Source organism: Enterobacter sp. UPMP2061, from assembly GCF_053709615.1.
In genome coordinates this window covers 909,509-924,203 of sequence record NZ_JBSKJP010000001.1, presented here as the reverse complement: position 1 = coordinate 924,203, position 14,695 = coordinate 909,509, and the positions used below count along the sequence as shown (strand labels likewise).

Annotated in this window: 18 protein-coding genes and 1 pseudogene; 12 read left to right on the top strand and 7 right to left on the bottom strand. The window is 54.5% G+C overall.

Features of this window, described 5'->3' with window-relative positions; translation table 11 throughout:
- The first annotated feature begins 22 nt into the window (after positions 1-22).
- From ACWKXX_RS04470 to ACWKXX_RS04460, 3 genes and pseudogenes are all read left to right on the top strand, one after another.
- Positions 23-1,354 (top strand): annotated as a pseudogene (locus ACWKXX_RS04470) (glycoside-pentoside-hexuronide (GPH):cation symporter).
- A 15-nt stretch (positions 1,355-1,369) separates the two neighbouring features.
- A complete protein-coding gene (locus ACWKXX_RS04465; protein WP_126498930.1) occupies positions 1,370-3,406 on the top strand; it encodes a glycoside hydrolase family 31 protein in 2,037 nt (678 codons plus the stop codon).
- Positions 3,407-3,512: 106 nt separating this feature from the next.
- The gene (locus ACWKXX_RS04460) at positions 3,513-3,959 is read left to right on the top strand and encodes a DUF441 domain-containing protein (RefSeq protein ID WP_003857881.1); all 447 of its coding nucleotides are present in this window, start codon (positions 3,513-3,515) and stop codon (positions 3,957-3,959) included.
- On the opposite strand, the gene ACWKXX_RS04455 is transcribed toward ACWKXX_RS04460, so the two are convergent.
- A complete protein-coding gene (locus tag ACWKXX_RS04455) occupies positions 3,943-4,734 on the bottom strand; it encodes an AraC family transcriptional regulator (RefSeq protein WP_058686308.1) in 792 nt (263 codons plus the stop codon). The two genes, ACWKXX_RS04460 and ACWKXX_RS04455, sit on opposite strands and share 17 nt — an antisense overlap.
- 99 nt (positions 4,735-4,833) lie before the next feature.
- Here ACWKXX_RS04455 and ACWKXX_RS04450 point away from each other — a divergent pair, with 99 nt between their 5' ends.
- Positions 4,834-6,021 (top strand): CynX/NimT family MFS transporter, encoded by a 1,188-nt coding sequence (locus tag ACWKXX_RS04450; protein WP_048247531.1) that lies wholly within the window; start codon positions 4,834-4,836, stop codon positions 6,019-6,021.
- 31 nt (positions 6,022-6,052) lie between these two features.
- Here the strand turns inward: ACWKXX_RS04450 and ACWKXX_RS04445 are convergent, their stop codons facing one another.
- On the bottom strand, positions 6,053-6,760 hold the full coding sequence (locus tag ACWKXX_RS04445; RefSeq protein ID WP_045344203.1) for a CTP synthase C-terminal region-related (seleno)protein: 708 nt from the start codon (positions 6,758-6,760) through the stop codon (positions 6,053-6,055).
- Between the two features lie 151 nt (positions 6,761-6,911).
- Between ACWKXX_RS04445 and ACWKXX_RS04440 the strand changes: the two genes are divergently transcribed.
- The gene (locus ACWKXX_RS04440) at positions 6,912-7,256 is read left to right on the top strand and encodes a DUF488 domain-containing protein (protein ID WP_015570789.1); all 345 of its coding nucleotides are present in this window, start codon (positions 6,912-6,914) and stop codon (positions 7,254-7,256) included.
- Here the strand turns inward: ACWKXX_RS04440 and ACWKXX_RS04435 are convergent, their stop codons facing one another.
- Positions 7,257-7,562: a hypothetical protein gene (locus ACWKXX_RS04435; protein ID WP_015570790.1), complete on the bottom strand. Its 306-nt coding sequence runs from the start codon at positions 7,560-7,562 to the stop codon at positions 7,257-7,259.
- 80 nt (positions 7,563-7,642) lie between these two features.
- Positions 7,643-7,897: a putative hemolysin gene (locus tag ACWKXX_RS04430; protein WP_015570791.1), complete on the bottom strand. Its 255-nt coding sequence runs from the start codon at positions 7,895-7,897 to the stop codon at positions 7,643-7,645.
- Positions 7,898-8,208: 311 nt separating this feature from the next.
- Here ACWKXX_RS04430 and ACWKXX_RS04425 point away from each other — a divergent pair, with 311 nt between their 5' ends.
- The 3 genes from ACWKXX_RS04425 to yoaJ are packed head-to-tail and all read left to right on the top strand — an operon-like array spanning position 8,209 to position 9,456.
- Positions 8,209-9,237, top strand: a complete 1,029-nt coding sequence (locus tag ACWKXX_RS04425) for a sensor domain-containing diguanylate cyclase (protein WP_045344202.1) — start codon at positions 8,209-8,211, stop codon at positions 9,235-9,237.
- 45 nt (positions 9,238-9,282) lie between these two features.
- The gene (locus ACWKXX_RS04420; protein ID WP_015570793.1) at positions 9,283-9,381 is read left to right on the top strand and encodes a YoaK family small membrane protein; all 99 of its coding nucleotides are present in this window, start codon (positions 9,283-9,285) and stop codon (positions 9,379-9,381) included.
- Positions 9,382-9,456 carry a protein YoaJ gene (gene yoaJ, locus ACWKXX_RS04415; RefSeq protein ID WP_015570794.1) on the top strand — a complete coding sequence of 25 codons (75 nt, stop codon included), beginning with the start codon at positions 9,382-9,384 and terminating at the stop codon, positions 9,454-9,456. It begins immediately after the preceding gene.
- A 53-nt stretch (positions 9,457-9,509) separates the two neighbouring features.
- On the opposite strand, the gene ACWKXX_RS04410 is transcribed toward yoaJ, so the two are convergent.
- Positions 9,510-9,758, bottom strand: coding sequence for a GlsB/YeaQ/YmgE family stress response membrane protein (locus ACWKXX_RS04410; protein ID WP_003857896.1), 249 nt, complete (start codon positions 9,756-9,758; stop codon positions 9,510-9,512).
- A 369-nt stretch (positions 9,759-10,127) separates the two neighbouring features.
- On the opposite strand from ACWKXX_RS04410, the gene yncL reads away from it, so the two are divergent.
- Together yncL and ACWKXX_RS04400 are read left to right on the top strand one after the other, a co-directional pair.
- Positions 10,128-10,220, top strand: a complete 93-nt coding sequence (yncL, locus tag ACWKXX_RS04405; RefSeq protein WP_071524166.1) for a stress response membrane protein YncL — start codon at positions 10,128-10,130, stop codon at positions 10,218-10,220.
- Between the two features lie 124 nt (positions 10,221-10,344).
- Positions 10,345-11,844 carry an EAL domain-containing protein gene (locus tag ACWKXX_RS04400; protein WP_023296321.1) on the top strand — a complete coding sequence of 500 codons (1,500 nt, stop codon included), beginning with the start codon at positions 10,345-10,347 and terminating at the stop codon, positions 11,842-11,844.
- Positions 11,845-11,848: 4 nt separating this feature from the next.
- Here the strand turns inward: ACWKXX_RS04400 and ACWKXX_RS04395 are convergent, their stop codons facing one another.
- Positions 11,849-12,094: a YmjA family protein gene (locus ACWKXX_RS04395; protein ID WP_022650806.1), complete on the bottom strand. Its 246-nt coding sequence runs from the start codon at positions 12,092-12,094 to the stop codon at positions 11,849-11,851.
- A 75-nt stretch (positions 12,095-12,169) separates the two neighbouring features.
- Positions 12,170-13,420 carry an NADP-dependent isocitrate dehydrogenase gene (icd, locus tag ACWKXX_RS04390; protein WP_003857898.1) on the bottom strand — a complete coding sequence of 417 codons (1,251 nt, stop codon included), beginning with the start codon at positions 13,418-13,420 and terminating at the stop codon, positions 12,170-12,172.
- A gap of 117 nt (positions 13,421-13,537) precedes the next feature.
- On the opposite strand from icd, the gene rluE reads away from it, so the two are divergent.
- Together rluE and ACWKXX_RS04380 are read left to right on the top strand one after the other, a co-directional pair.
- Positions 13,538-14,200, top strand: coding sequence for a 23S rRNA pseudouridine(2457) synthase RluE (rluE, locus tag ACWKXX_RS04385; protein ID WP_017693618.1), 663 nt, complete (start codon positions 13,538-13,540; stop codon positions 14,198-14,200).
- The gene (locus tag ACWKXX_RS04380) at positions 14,200-14,673 is read left to right on the top strand and encodes an NUDIX hydrolase (RefSeq protein ID WP_015570797.1); all 474 of its coding nucleotides are present in this window, start codon (positions 14,200-14,202) and stop codon (positions 14,671-14,673) included. Before rluE ends, ACWKXX_RS04380 begins: the two co-directional genes overlap by 1 nt.
- Positions 14,674-14,695 lie beyond the last annotated feature (22 nt).

Sequence of the window (14,695 nt, the reverse complement as noted above, 5' to 3'; positions counted from 1 at the left end):
TTACAATGGCAAGGTGAATACAATGACCGAAATAATTACCCGTAAAGAAAAAATCAGTTATGGGTTAGGCGATATGGCGAGCCATATTGGGCTGGATAACGTCATTATTTTTCTGACGTTTTACTATACGGACGTGGTGGGGCTACCTGCCGCATTCGTGGGCACCATGTTTCTTCTGGCGAGAACCGCCGATGCCATAATAGACCCGGCGATGGGCTATATCGCAGACAGGACGCGCACGCGCTGGGGCAAATTCCGCCCCTGGATGCTGTGGCTGGCGCTGCCCTTTGGCGCAAGTTGTCTGCTGACCTACGCTGTGCCGGCATCGCTCGATCTGCACGGTAAAATGATTTTCGCCACCGTCAGCTATACCCTGATGATGCTGATGTATACCGCAATCAATATTCCCTATTGCTCCATGGGCGCGGTGATTACGCCCGACAACGATGCGCGAATTTCCCTCCAGTCTTATCGCTTTTTCCTGGCCACGCTAGGCGGCGCGCTGTCGACATTCTTTATGATGCCGCTGGCAGAGTTTTTAGGCGGCGATGATAAATTACTGGGCTACCGCTGAGCGATGGCCATTATGGCGACCGTCGCGGTCATCATGTTCTGGATCTGCTTCGCCAATACGCGTGAACGTATTAAGGCTCCCGCTACCCACAATAATTATCTTGCGGAACTGCGGGATTTATTACGAAACGACCAATGGCGGGTTGTCGCCGTCCTGGTATTAACCAACATTGGTTTTGGCGTTATTCGCCTTGGCGCAATGATGTATTTCGTGACTTATTATCTCGGTAGCGCGAGCTATTTTATGTGGATGCTCGGGGCGCATATTCTCGGGAAAGCCGCAGGCAGCGCGCTGGCCAAACGTCTGACGCAGAACGTCAGCAAAGTGCAGATGTTTGGATACTGTTCCGTACTGGCGGGGGTACTCAGCATCGCCCTGTTCTTTGCGCCGAAGTCAGTGCTTATTCTGGTGCCCATGACGTTTATCGTCTCCACCCTTTACCAGGCCACCACCACGCTGATGTGGGTAATGATGGCGGACGTCGCCGATTACGGCGAATGGAAACAGGGCAAACGCATGGACGGCGTGATCTTCTCCACCTTCCTCGCCGTACTCAAGCTGGGGATGGCGATCAGCGGCGCGATTGTTGGCTGGACGCTGGGCTTAAGCGGCTATGTCGCCAATGCCCCGGAACAGACCACCACGGCCATGTACTGCATCATCGCCCTCTTCACCGTCGTGCCTGGCGTCTTGTCACTCTGCGCGTTTGCCACGCTGCGCTGGTACAAGCTCGACGACAGCACAATGCAATCCATCCATCTTGCCAAACACCCTGTTTAGAAGGACGCGTTATCCATGAGTGAGCTGATCCAACATTCCAACAGCATCGAATGGCGTTTTGAACGCCAGATCCTGCGTATTGAACCGTGGGGGGAAAACAGCCTGCGCGTCAGGGCCACCTGCTCTCCGGCTTTTGATGACGCTTTACAGGCACTGTTGCCCGCCGCCCCTTGCCAGGCTGAGATTGTCGCCGAAGCGGAAAGCCTGACGCTGCGCAACGGCAATATTACCGCGACGCTGAACCTTAAAGGTCAGCTGGCCTTCTACAATCAGCGCGGCGAACTGCTGCTGGAGGAGATGTGGCGCCAGCGCTCAACGGTGGGTATCGGTGCCAGCGAGAAAAGTCAGGATAAATATGTCAGCGCCCTGAAGCTGGATGGCCGCGAATTTAAGCCGCTAATGGGGGGGAAATATCAGCTCACCGTCCGGTTTGAATCGCGTCCGGATGAACGCATCTATGGCATGGGTCAGTATCAACAGCCGTGGCTGGATCTGAAAGGCTGTACGCTGGAACTGGCGCAGCGCAACTCCCAGGCCAGCGTGCCCTTTATGCAGTCCAGCCTTGGCTATGGCCTGCTTTGGAACAACCCGGCGATTGGTGAAGCCAGCTTTGCAAAAAATCAGACGGAATGGCGCGCCCGCGTGACGGGAGAAATGGACTACTGGATCACCGCCGCTGATACGGTGGCGGATATCACCCGCCAGTATGTGAAAGCCACCGGTACTCCGCCCTCCGCCCCGGCGTTTATCAGCGGGCTGTGGCAGTGCAAATTACGCTACCGCACCCAGCAGGAGGTGCTGGAGGTTGCGCGGGAGTATCGCCGCCGTAATCTGCCGCTGTCGGTGATGGTCATCGACTTTTTCCACTGGCCGAATCAGGGCACCTGGTGCTTCGACCCCGTAGACTGGCCCGATCCTGAAGGGATGGTCGACGAGCTGCGCGAAATGGGTATTGCGCTGATGGTGTCGGTGTGGCCAACGGTAGAGGCGCGCAGCCCTCTCTACCCGCTGATGAAAGCCAAAGGCTGGCTGGTCAGCAGTGAACGTGGCGTGCAGGTCAACCTCGATTTTATGGGCAATACCACCTTCTTTGATGCGACCCATCCTGAGGCGCGGAAATTCGTCTGGGATACGGTGAAGAAAAATTACTACGACATGGGCATTAAGCTGTTCTGGCTGGACGAAGCGGAGCCGGAATACCGCGCCTATGATTTTGACAACTATCGCTACCACGCCGGTCCGGTGCTGGAAGTGGGCAATCGCTACCCGCGTGACTTTGCGCAGGGCTTTTTCGATGGGCTCCAGGCAAATGGTGAAACCGACATTGTTAACCTGGTACGCTGTGCCTGGGCAGGCAGCCAGCGCTTCGGCGTGCTGGCGTGGTCGGGTGATGTCCACTCCTCGTTCCATGCTTTTCGCAATCAACTCGCCGCGGGACTGAATATGGGGCTGGCGGGGATCCCATGGTGGACAACCGATATCGGTGGCTTCCAGGGAGGGAACGTTAACGACCCGGCGTTCCACGAATTGCTGATCCGTTGGTTCCAGTGGGCGGTGTTTACACCGGTTCTGCGCATGCACGGCTATCGCGAACCGCAGATCCAGCCCCCGGAGCGCTACCGTGACGGCATTCCTCAGTGTAACAGCGGTTCGCCTAATGAGCTGTGGAGTTACGGAGAAGAGAATTACGCCATCATGCAGCACTGGCTTACCGTGCGCGAAACCCTGCGCCCGTATATTGACGCGTTGTACCAGCAGGCTCATCTGCACGGAGACCCGCTCATGCGTCCGCTGTTCTGGCAATATCCGCAGGATAAGCAGAGCTGGGCGTGTGAAGATCAGTATCTGTTTGGCGAAGATCTGCTGGTGGCGCCGGTTATGCAGGCCGGTCAGCGTGAGCGCGATGTCTGGCTGCCGACGGGCAATAGCTGGGTCGCTCTCAACGGTGAGCGCTACGCCGGTGGGGAGCATATCCGGGTGCCTGCGGCGCTGGAAACCATCCCGGTGTTTATCCGCGAGGGAAGTCCACTTATCCAGCAGCTGGTGGACTGACGTCAGGCAAGTGCCCAAAAATAGACAATTTTTTCAGTAAAGCCTGCCTGCCGTCGCGTTTGCGCGTAAAGTAAGCAGGCTTACTATTTTTGGCAAGGATCCCGTCATGTTCGACCCTACACTGCTCATACTTTTGGCCCTGGCTGCTCTGGGTTTTGTCAGCCACAACACCACCGTCGCGATTTCCATTCTGGTCCTGATCATCGTTCGCGTCACACCATTGAATACCTTCTTCCCGTGGATAGAAAAACAGGGGCTTACCATCGGGATCATTATTTTGACCATCGGCGTGATGGCCCCGATTGCCAGCGGAACGCTACCGGCCTCAACGCTGCTGCACTCCTTTGTAAACTGGAAATCGCTGGTGGCGATTGCGGTGGGCGTTTTTGTCTCATGGCTTGGCGGGCGCGGCGTGACGCTGATGAGCAGCCAGCCTTCACTGGTGGCCGGGCTGCTGGTGGGCACCGTGTTAGGCGTGGCGCTGTTTCGTGGCGTGCCGGTTGGCCCGCTGATTGCTGCCGGACTGGTTTCGCTGTTTATCGGGAAGTCGTAGTCAGGCTGGCGATATAGCGGGCGGGCGTCTGTCCCAGTCCTTTCTTAAACATGGTGATGAAGGCGGTGGTGGAGTCATACCCCAGCGCCTGCGCCGCCTGCTGAACCGACTTTCCGCCGATCAAAAACTGCAATGCGACAATCAGCTGGAGCTGGTGCCGCCAGCGGCGAAAGCTCAAGCCAGTCTCTTTCACCACCAGCCGCGCCAGATTGCGTTCGCTCATGGCAAAGTGGCTGGCCCACTGCGCCAGCGTCTGCCAGGCGGCAGGTTCGTTTGCCATGGTCTCACTCATCAGGCGAATTTTTGGATGCGGAGATACCGGCAGCTGTAGATGCTCCTGCGGTTGCAGGGGCAGTTCATCAAACAGGACGTCAACCAGCCTTCCGGTAGGGGGAAGAGGCAGTTCCTCCCGTGACCTGTCCGCAAGCGCCAGCACCAGCTCCCGCACCAGGGGCGATATTTTCAGCGTACAGGTACGCGTCGGCAATTCGAGCGCACCGGGTTCAATAAACAGCAGACAGAGCTGCGCGCCGGGCGTCGCCTTGTTGCTGTGCGGCGTTTGTCCCGGGATCCACACCGCATACTGGGGCGGCACCATCAGCATCGCGTTCTCCACTTCACAGGTGATCGCGCCACCCAGCGCCATAATCAGCTGCCCTTTGCGGTGCTGATGCAGCGGAATATATTGTTCCTGTGCCACCACGCGGATGCGAAAGGCCACCGCCGCGTCGTGCTGGCTATCGGGATCGTAGCCATCGAGCCCCAGTCCGTACATAAAGTTGTCCGATATTAGCGATAAACTGTCATTTTAGCCTGATTTCAACCACGACTTAAATCGGTATGGTATGCGCTCGCCTGAACGTAAGAGACAATAATGACTACTGCTATTCAACCTTCCGGGAAACAGGGTGCGCTGCTGATTGCAGGCATCCTGATGATTGCCACGACGCTGCGCGTCACCTTTACCGGTGTCGCCCCCCTGCTCGATACCATCCGACAGGACTATGGTTTAAGCACGGCGCAAACCGGCCTGCTCACGACGCTGCCTCTGCTGGCCTTCGCCTTTATCTCTCCCCTTGCCGCAGGCGTCGCCCGGCGCCTGGGCATGGAGCGCAGCCTTTTTATCGCTCTGCTGCTGATTTGCATCGGGATTGGCGTACGTTCGCTGCCGTCGGCCTCGCTGCTGTTTATCGGTACGGCGATCGTGGGCTGTGGGATTGCGCTGGGCAATGTCCTGTTACCTGGCTTAATCAAACGTGATTTTCCGGGCCAGGTCGCAAAACTGACGGGGGCTTATTCGCTGACGATGGGAGCCGCTGCTGCCGCAGGGTCGGCGCTGATCGTCCCGCTGTCGCTGGGGAGTGGTGGCTGGCACGGGGCGCTGCTGATGCTGATGTTCTTCCCGCTGGTGGCGCTGCTGCTGTGGTTACCGCAATGGCGCCAGAAGCCGGCCGCCACCCTGACCGGAGCGGGCGCGCTGCACAATCGGGCTATCTGGCGCTCGGCGCTCGCCTGGCAGGTGACGCTTTTTCTGGGCATTAACTCGCTGATTTACTACGTCATTATCGGCTGGTTACCCGCGATTTTGCTTAGCCATGGCTACAGCGAAACGCAGGCTGGCTCCATGCACGGGCTTCTCCAGCTGGCAACCGCGGTTCCCGGTCTCGCCATTCCGCTGATCCTGCACCGTCTTAACGATCAGCGTGGCATTGCCGGGCTAGTCGCCCTGATGTGCGCCGTCAGCGCGGCCGGGTTCTGGTTCGCGCCGGGGCTGGCCGTCGTCTGGACGCTGGCGTTTGGCTTTGGATCCGGCGCCACCATGATCCTCGGCCTGACGTTTATAGGGCTGCGCGCCAGCTCGGCCCATCAGGCCGCGGCGCTCTCCGGCATGGCACAGTCGATTGGCTATCTTCTGGCGGCCTGTGGCCCACCGCTGATGGGGAAAATTCACGATACCGCCGGAGACTGGCGCATTCCGCTGCTCGCCTGCGCGCTGGCCGCGGTAGTGATGGCATTATGCGGTATGCTTGCCGGGCGTGACCGGGAGATCACACCCCGCTGACATTCAAGGCAGACCCGGAGGTCTGCTTTTTTTATCCCTGCGCCGCCCGCAGCATGGCCTGTACCAGCACGACCGGGCGCCCTTGCAGCGCGGCCCGCTCATGCTGGAACAGGGTGAGGACAAAGAAAGGATGGGTTACCAGCTCTGCCGCGCGGATCTCGCCCTGCTCGTCCCAGCCCGTTACGCGCATGTCGCCCCGCTCAAGCTGGTCGGCAAACTCAGGTGAGACGCCGTAATTGCAGTGATACCCCTCCTGAATTTCCGGCTTGCCATACGCTTTAGCAATCAGCGTGTTATTCCGCAGCTCGATCGCGTCGGTTTTTTCCACCAGCGAGCAGGTCAGCGGCGCAATTACCATCCTTCCCTCGGTGTCGGTTTCGGCATGGCCTGCATCGTGCCAGCCCAGTACATTACGCGCATACTCAATCAGCGCATGCTGGAACCCGCCGCAGGTGCCGAGAAAGGGGATGCTGTTCTCACGCGCGTAACGGGCCGCAATAAACGCCGCCTCGGTGTTTTTATACGGGCTTGCCGGTACCAGCCAGATGGCATCGTACCCGACCAGGTCTTCGGGGCTGGTCAGCTCAGGCGTGGCGAGCCAGTCATAATCAGCGGTGAGCTCCAGAACCGCAGCGGCGTCGTCAATCGCCAGCGGGATCGCCTGGTGCGCAATAACATCGGGATTGTAATCACCAACCAGCGCAATGCGCAGCGTCGTTTTAACCGGGGAGAGTTCCATCAGAGATTCCTTATGCCGGAGGATTTTCAGATAACATAAGGAACCTCAGACTACCGATCTTTTGCAATTATCACAATACCTTAAATTGGGTGGATAAAAGCCGGGTGCTATAGTGTTCTTGCAGAACGTCGTAAGGAAATGAGGAGGACCCATGATTCAATGTAAACGCGTGTATGAGCAGGCGACCTCAAAAGACGGTTACCGGATCCTGGTCGACAGACTCTGGCCGCGAGGGATAAAAAAGACCGACCTCGCCTGTGACGAGTGGTGTAAAGCGCTAACGCCGTCCAGCGAACTGCGAAAAGCTTTTCACAGTGAAACGATAGATTTCACCGCGTTCAGTGAAGCCTATCGTAAAGAGCTGGCGCAGCATCCGGATGAAGGCAAACGCCTGGCGGCTCTCGCCAAACAGCAGACCGTGACGCTACTCTATGGGGCGAAAAATACGGAGCAGAATCACGCGCAGGTACTGGCGGACTGGCTGCGTAAACTGTGATTAACCGATCGCCAGCTCATCCACGTTGTGTGGCATCTCGTCGGGAGTAAGCGGCATCAGATGTTCCGGGCGAACAAACGCAAAACCGTGCTGATTATCAAAGGCGTAAACATCACCGGTGACCAGCCACAGCGCACGCGCTGACGTGGCGGGTAATTGCGTCATGACGCCGTTAACCGGGTTCACAAAACGCTGGCCCGGCTGACAAAGTCCAAACAGCTCGACGGATTTACCGATATTTCGACGGCCTGCCGCCGTACGCGCACCCACGATCATCGCCATGCTGCCCGGTTTTAACTGAAACATACTTCTTCTCGCAAAAGTACTGCCAGAAACTGGCTAAGAATAATCCTAAAGAGAAGTGTATCGCAGTTTTATTGCCGTTGTCATCTGGTCGGTTGCGGGTGATCGCGGCGGTAGAGATCCCATTCATCGATCACTTCCCCGCCGGGCAATTTGCACTCGGTACGTACGCCCTGCGGGCTTTGAACAGGGATTTGCTCTCCCCCTTTCTCCAGACAGTACACTGACGCCGGGTTTGCCATACCAATAGCGTGCGGCGGTTGAGGCGCATCAGGAGGGGTTGTCTTTGTTGAGCAGGCGGCCAGCGGTAAAACCAGCGCCAGGAGAAGATATTTCATTATCATGATCCTTCAGGGTGTAAAAATGTCAGAGTAACGGGTCATCGCCGTTTTCTCCATGATTTCTCCATTAAACCTGCACGATTCCCCCTTATAGTGATGCCTGTTCTCACACTGACCAGAGAACATCATTCCGTAATCAAGATGTTTTGCCCCGATCTCAACATCGGGGCTTTTTTTAGTCTTCCCCTCATCTGCCTTCAGAAGAATCTATAAAATTAATCCTGTTCATGTTTTACTATGACCGGAGTCTATATTTTCAGCATAACATGCAGATACAGAGGTCTTCTGCATGGGAGTCATCCTGCCTCATGTCAGATATCATTCTTGCCCGTGTTTCAGAAACCCTCTCCACTGAGCAATCTCTCGACAGTCTGGTGCGTCAGCTACTGGAAATGCTGGAAATTGTGACGGATATGGAATCAACCTACCTGACGAAAGTCGATATCAATGCGCGTTTGCAGCACATTTTATATGCCCGTAACAGCAAGCAAATGCAGATCCCGGAAGGGTTCAGCGTGCCCTGGGACGAAACACTGTGTAAGCGCGCCATCGACAGCGACACGTTGTTCAGTAACGAGGTGCCCGACCGCTGGCCGGAGTGTGAAGCTGCCAAAGCACTGGGCATTACAACCTATATGAGCGTGCCGGTTCACCTGGCTGACGGTTCTCTGTATGGCACGCTTTGCGCTGCCAGCACCGCACAGAAACAGTTCAGCGAGCGTGGCGAGCAGGTGATCAGACTCTTTGCCGGTTTAATTGGTCAGTACATTCAGAAAGAGTCGCTTGTGCTTCAGCTTCGCGAAGCAAATGCGGCGCTCATTGCTCACTCTTACACCGACGCCCTCACCGGCCTGCCGAATCGTCGCGCCATTTTTGAAAACCTTACCACCCTGTTCTCACTGGCGCGCCATCTTAACCGCAACGTCATGATGGCTTTTATTGACCTCGATGATTTCAAGCGAATCAATGACCAGTACGGGCATGAGGCGGGCGATCGCTTCCTCGTACAGGTCGGCAAGCGGCTGACTCACGAGCAAACGCAGGATGAGATTATTGGCCGGCTCGGCGGCGATGAATTTCTGGTTGCCAGCCTGAGTCACAGCGATGATGGCGACGCCAGTACAGAGGTCAACGCAATCAAAACCCGCCTCAATGGTCTTATTGCGGGCGAATACGGGTTAGGCAATGCCACTATTCTTTATCCCGGCGCAAGCCTTGGCGTCGTTATTGTTGATCCTCACAGCACGGATGAAGATAGCGCCCTGCGCACCGCAGACCTCGCGATGTATCAGGATAAAAAAGGAAAAAGCAAAACAGGCTTTGTCGCGTTAGATTAAAACCGTACACTCTACGGCCTTATACAAACTCAAACAGGTGATGGCATGAGAATAGGGATCCTCTTTCCGGTGGTTATTTTTATCACAGCGGTGGTGTTTTTAGGCTGGTTTTTCCTTGGCGGTTACGCCGCGCCGGGGGCTTAAATGAGAAAAACGACCATCATCATGTTGATTGTCGCCATCGTGGCCGTCGCCGGTACGCAGTTAGGCTGGTGGTAACGCCCAAAGTAAAAAGGCCGCCGTCAGGCAGCCTTTTTTAACACAGGTCAGATTTAGCTTTTGATTTTTCTGTAGATAAACAGAACAACCAGCGCGCCAATCACCGCGACGACAAAGCTGCCGAAGTTGAAGCCATCAACTCTGCCAAAGCCGAACAGGGTACTGATCCAGCCACCGACGACTGCACCCACAATCCCCAGAATGATCGTGACGATGAAACCGCCGCCATCTTTGCCCGGCATAATCCACTTCGCCAGGATCCCCGCAATCAGCCCAAAGATAATCCAGGATAAAATTCCCATAGCTTTCCTCTCTGTATGGTTTTTGTCATTAAATCAACGACACAGAAAAGGATAGCACAGGATCTGAGAAAGGAAATTTGTGATAAGAATCACACGGTTCGTTTGATTAAAATATGAGCAGTAAAAAAATGCCGTTCCACACTCATCGTGGGGTTGCATCTTTTACTGAGAAAGATTATCTTTCTCATTACTGAATAGTTGAGCAAATCACTCAGGTATTCAGTACGACATTGCTCACATTGCTTCCAGTATTTCTTGCCCACTCTTGAGTGGGCTTTTTTTTGCCCGAACCCACCAAAATCTGGCGTTTCTTCAGTGGAGGTGAAACGCTATTCTCTGTGGCTACTGAACAACAAAAACGTTGATAACATGAACGTATCAAGCAAGTTTGTCATCTGCCTTAATCTTGTTTCTGCCAGTACGTTACTGCTACTGCTCTCAACACGGTTTGAGTGGTTCTGAGATGAAAGGAGCCTGGCATGGTGGCTTTCCTTTCGATTCCGTGCAGCCTCAACTCTCGTACTTGTAGCTTTTATGACCTGTGTTAAGATCCCTGCACCTCAGGACGTGGTGGGACAACAGGAAAATGAAGAAGGCCATTGCCGTTGCTATCATCTCAACCTTTATGGTCGTCCTGTCGCTGTATGCGGTTAACGCCATTATCGCTGAGCAGCAAAAGAACCGGCAGAGGGAGATCTCCCACACGCTCTTAAGCTATTCTGAAGAGTTAACGCAAAATATCGCCAGTACGCTTAAAAATACCTCCGCGCAGGGATGCGATAGCGCCAGTCTGAACGTCTACCGAAAATTAAAGATGCGAAGTCTCTATTTCGCCGATGTGGGGTTTATTGAAAAGGGGAAAATCACCTGCACCGCGTTTTGGGGCAAGCTGGCAAATCCCATCGCCCTTCCCTCTGAGCTGCATAATACCCAGAACGGATTCAGCCTGGCGCAGTTTTCGCAGAAAGATTTCTTTGTCGGCAATGCGACAATCTATAACCACCTTATTATCTTCACCTCCCGTTCAGCCTACGATAAATTTGCCCCCGTTACCGCCAACTATTCGCTTCGTTCTTCCACTAAAGATTTCGGCCGCACCTTTTTCACCGTTACGCCGCCATCAGAAAACTTCAGCCGCTTACAGTCTCTGTTATTTACGCTGGCTGTGACAGAGTGCAGTACGCGCTGGGATTTGTGCGTTACCGTCACACACCATGATGCCGGACTGGCTTCGCTCTCCCACGTAGTGATGGTGCTTCTGTGCTTGTTTTTATACTTTATCTGGGTATCCCTGACGCTGTTTTCTCTTCGACTTTATGAAGACCGACGTTCTCTGGAACGAACGCTGGTCAAAGCGGTAAAAGCGAATACCATCAGCGTTCATTTTCAGCCTGTTATTCGGGTTGCTGATAAGAAAATCGTCGGGGTTGAAGTGTTATCAAGATGGCAGGATAACAATCACAAAGAGGTTTCTCCTGAGCTGTTTATCCCGTTAATTAAAAAAATTGGCCTGTATAACGTTTATTATCAGAACATGATAAAGAAATCCCTGGCGGAAATTGCCGCGCTGGCCGCTGAACATCAGTTAATGATTTCACTGAACGTTGGCCGGACGGAAATTGAAGACGGCAAATTCCTGGCGGTATTACGTCATGAATGCTCAGAGAACGCGATTCCCTTATCGTTAATCAAAGTTGAGTTATCCGAGAATGGCGTTTCCACCGCGGCCATCCTTGAAGAGTTTTGTGAGGAGCTTAAATCGGCAGGCGTCAAAATTTCAATAGACGATTTTGGTGTGCAAAACTCTAATCTGGCCAGGCTATCAAATCTCAAATATGACGAAATCAAGGTGGATAAGTCGTTAGTGGACGGCATCAGCGAGCACTATAAACAGGATATCCTGGTGATCTTCAGCGACGCGCTCGCTAAACTGCACAAAACCCTTGTTTTTGAAGGGGTTGAAAGCGAAACGCAATATCAGTTCATCGCGCAGAGATACCCCGATGCCCTCGTACAAGGCTGGTACTTTTCAAAGTCGCTAACCCGGCACGACCTCGCCAGGCTGCTGGCAGACTCAGCGCGATGACGCGTTATTCATTGCCCCACTGATTCAGGAAGTTTGCAATATCGTCAATGCGCGCTTCGTCTATCTCGGCCTGGACAGCCATCTCCCGCTGCGCCTCTTCACTGATTTCCTCATTGTTGTATAAGCGAGTGAGCAGCAGCTGGAAATAGTGTGCCAGCGGCGTACGCTCTGCCTCTTCTACCGGTTTCGCCGTTTCAGTCGCATACTCGTCGACGATGTCATAATACTTGAGCGGGATATCATGGGTCATAGCGTTGTTTCCGTCTTGTGTGCATAAAAAACGGGAACCCTCAGGCTCCCGTTGTCATTTAACCCAGCGAGTGGATTACATGTTCGCGATAATCGCGTCGCCAAACTCTGAGCATTTCAGCAGTTTAGCGCCTTCCATCAGACGTTCAAAGTCATAGGTGACGGTTTTCGCGTTAATCGCGCCTTCCATACCCTTAACGATCAGGTCTGCGGCTTCGAACCATTCCATATGGCGCAGCATCATCTCTGCGGACAGAATGATAGAGCCTGGGTTGACTTTGTCCTGGCCTGCATATTTAGGTGCAGTACCGTGAGTTGCTTCGAACAGGGCGCACTCGTCACCGATGTTCGCGCCCGGGGCGATACCGATACCCCCCACCTGCGCGGCCAGCGCATCGGAGATGTAGTCACCATTCAGGTTCATACAGGCGATCACGTCATACTCAGCAGGTCGCAGCAGGATCTGTTGCAGGAACGCATCGGCAATCACATCTTTAATGATGATCTCTTTACCGGTGTTCGGGTTCTTAATTTTCTGCCATGGGCCGCCGTCGATCAGTTCACCGCCGAACTCTTCGGTCGCCAGCTGGTAGCCCCAGTCTTTGAACGCGCCTTCGGTGAACTTCATGATGTTGCCTTTGTGAACCAGGGTCACAGAGTCACGATCGTTGGTGATAGCGTATTCGATGGCGGCACGCACCAGACGCTTGGTCCCTTCTTCGGAGCATGGCTTGATGCCGATGCCGCAATGCTCAGGGAAGCGAATTTTCTTCACGCCCATCTCTTCGCGCAGGAATTTAATCACTTTTTCTGCATCAGCAGAGTCCGCTTTCCATTCGATACCGGCGTAGATGTCTTCTGAGTTTTCACGGAAGATAACCATGTCGGTCAGTTCCGGGTGCTTAACCGGGCTTGGGGTGCCCTGGTAGTAACGCACCGGACGCAGACACACATATAGATCCAGTTCCTGACGCAGCGCCACGTTCAGGGAGCGAATGCCGCCGCCAACTGGCGTGGTCAGAGGGCCTTTGATAGCAACGCGATAGTCGCGGATCAGGTCCAGCGTTTCGGCTGGCAGCCAGACGTCCTGGCCATAAACTTGAGTCGATTTTTCACCGGTGTAAATTTCCATCCAGGAAATTTTACGCTCGCCTTTGTAGGCTTTCTCAACAGCGGCATCAACCACTTTCAGCATTGCCGGGGTAACGTCTACGCCGATACCGTCGCCTTCAATGAACGGGATAATCGGGTTGTGAGGAACGTTAATCTTGCCGTTTTGCAGGGTGATCTTTTTACCTTCCGCCGGAACAACTACTTTGCTTTCCATTAACCTCTCCTTCGAGCGCTTCTGGTTGTTACTGATCTTATGTTAATAAATTGTAATGAGCCTTCCGATAGTACCTGATTGTCCGACGCCATGAAAGGTCTTCGTTATTAGGCTATAATGCGGCAATTGATAACGCCTGAAAATACCATGACGAAAACTTCTTTTAGAAAACACCGGGTTGAGCGATTCAGCTCACGACAAGCCACCAGAAGAACGCCAGAACCCCAGCCAACGCGGGTCATACTGTTCAATAAACCCTACGATGTATTGCCACAGTTTACCGACGAGGCCGGGCGCAGCACGCTGAAGGACTTTATTCCCGTTCAGGGAGTGTACGCGGCGGGACGTCTGGATCGTGACAGCGAAGGGTTGCTGGTGCTCACCAATGACGGCGTGCTCCAGGCCAGGCTCACTCAGCCGGGCAAGCGTACCGGGAAAATTTACTTTGTGCAGGTTGAAGGCGAGCCGGACGACGCGTCGCTGGCAAAACTGCGTAACGGCGTAACGCTGAACGACGGTCCCACCCTGCCGGCTGGTATTGAGCGCGTGAATGAACCCGAGTGGCTATGGCCGCGCAACCCGCCGATTCGTGAGCGGAAATCCATTCCCACCAGCTGGCTTAAAATCACCCTTTATGAAGGCCGCAACCGACAGGTCAGGCGCATGACTGCGCATGTGGGCTTCCCTACCCTGCGACTCATTCGCTATGCCATGGGCAGCTACACGCTGGACTCGCTGGCAAACGGGGAATGGCGGGATGTTACCCCTAAGGAGAACTGATGTTTAAACCTCATGTTACGGTCGCCTGCGTGGTCCATGCGCAGGGGAAATTCCTGGTGGTGGAAGAGACCATCAACGGCAAAGCGCTGTGGAACCAGCCTGCCGGGCATCTTGAAGCCAATGAAACCTTACGCCAGGCGGCAGCCCGTGAGCTGTGGGAGGAGACGGGTATCCGCGCCGAACCGCAGCATTTTATCCGTATGCATCAGTGGATAGCGCCTGACCAGACGCCTTTCCTGCGCTTCTTATTCGCCGTTGAACTTAACGAAACGTGCGCCACTGAACCGCACGACGACGATATCGATCGCTGCCTGTGGGTGACTGCCGAGGAGATCTTGAACGCGCCAAACCTGCGTTCGCCGCTGGTGGCGGAAAGCATCCGCTGCTGGCAGTCTGCGGCGCGCCTGCCGCTGGATATCATTGCAGAGTTTAACTGGCCGTTTACAGAGGGTGTCAATGGTGGGGGGGCGTGATAGAATACGCCGCCTTGAAGTT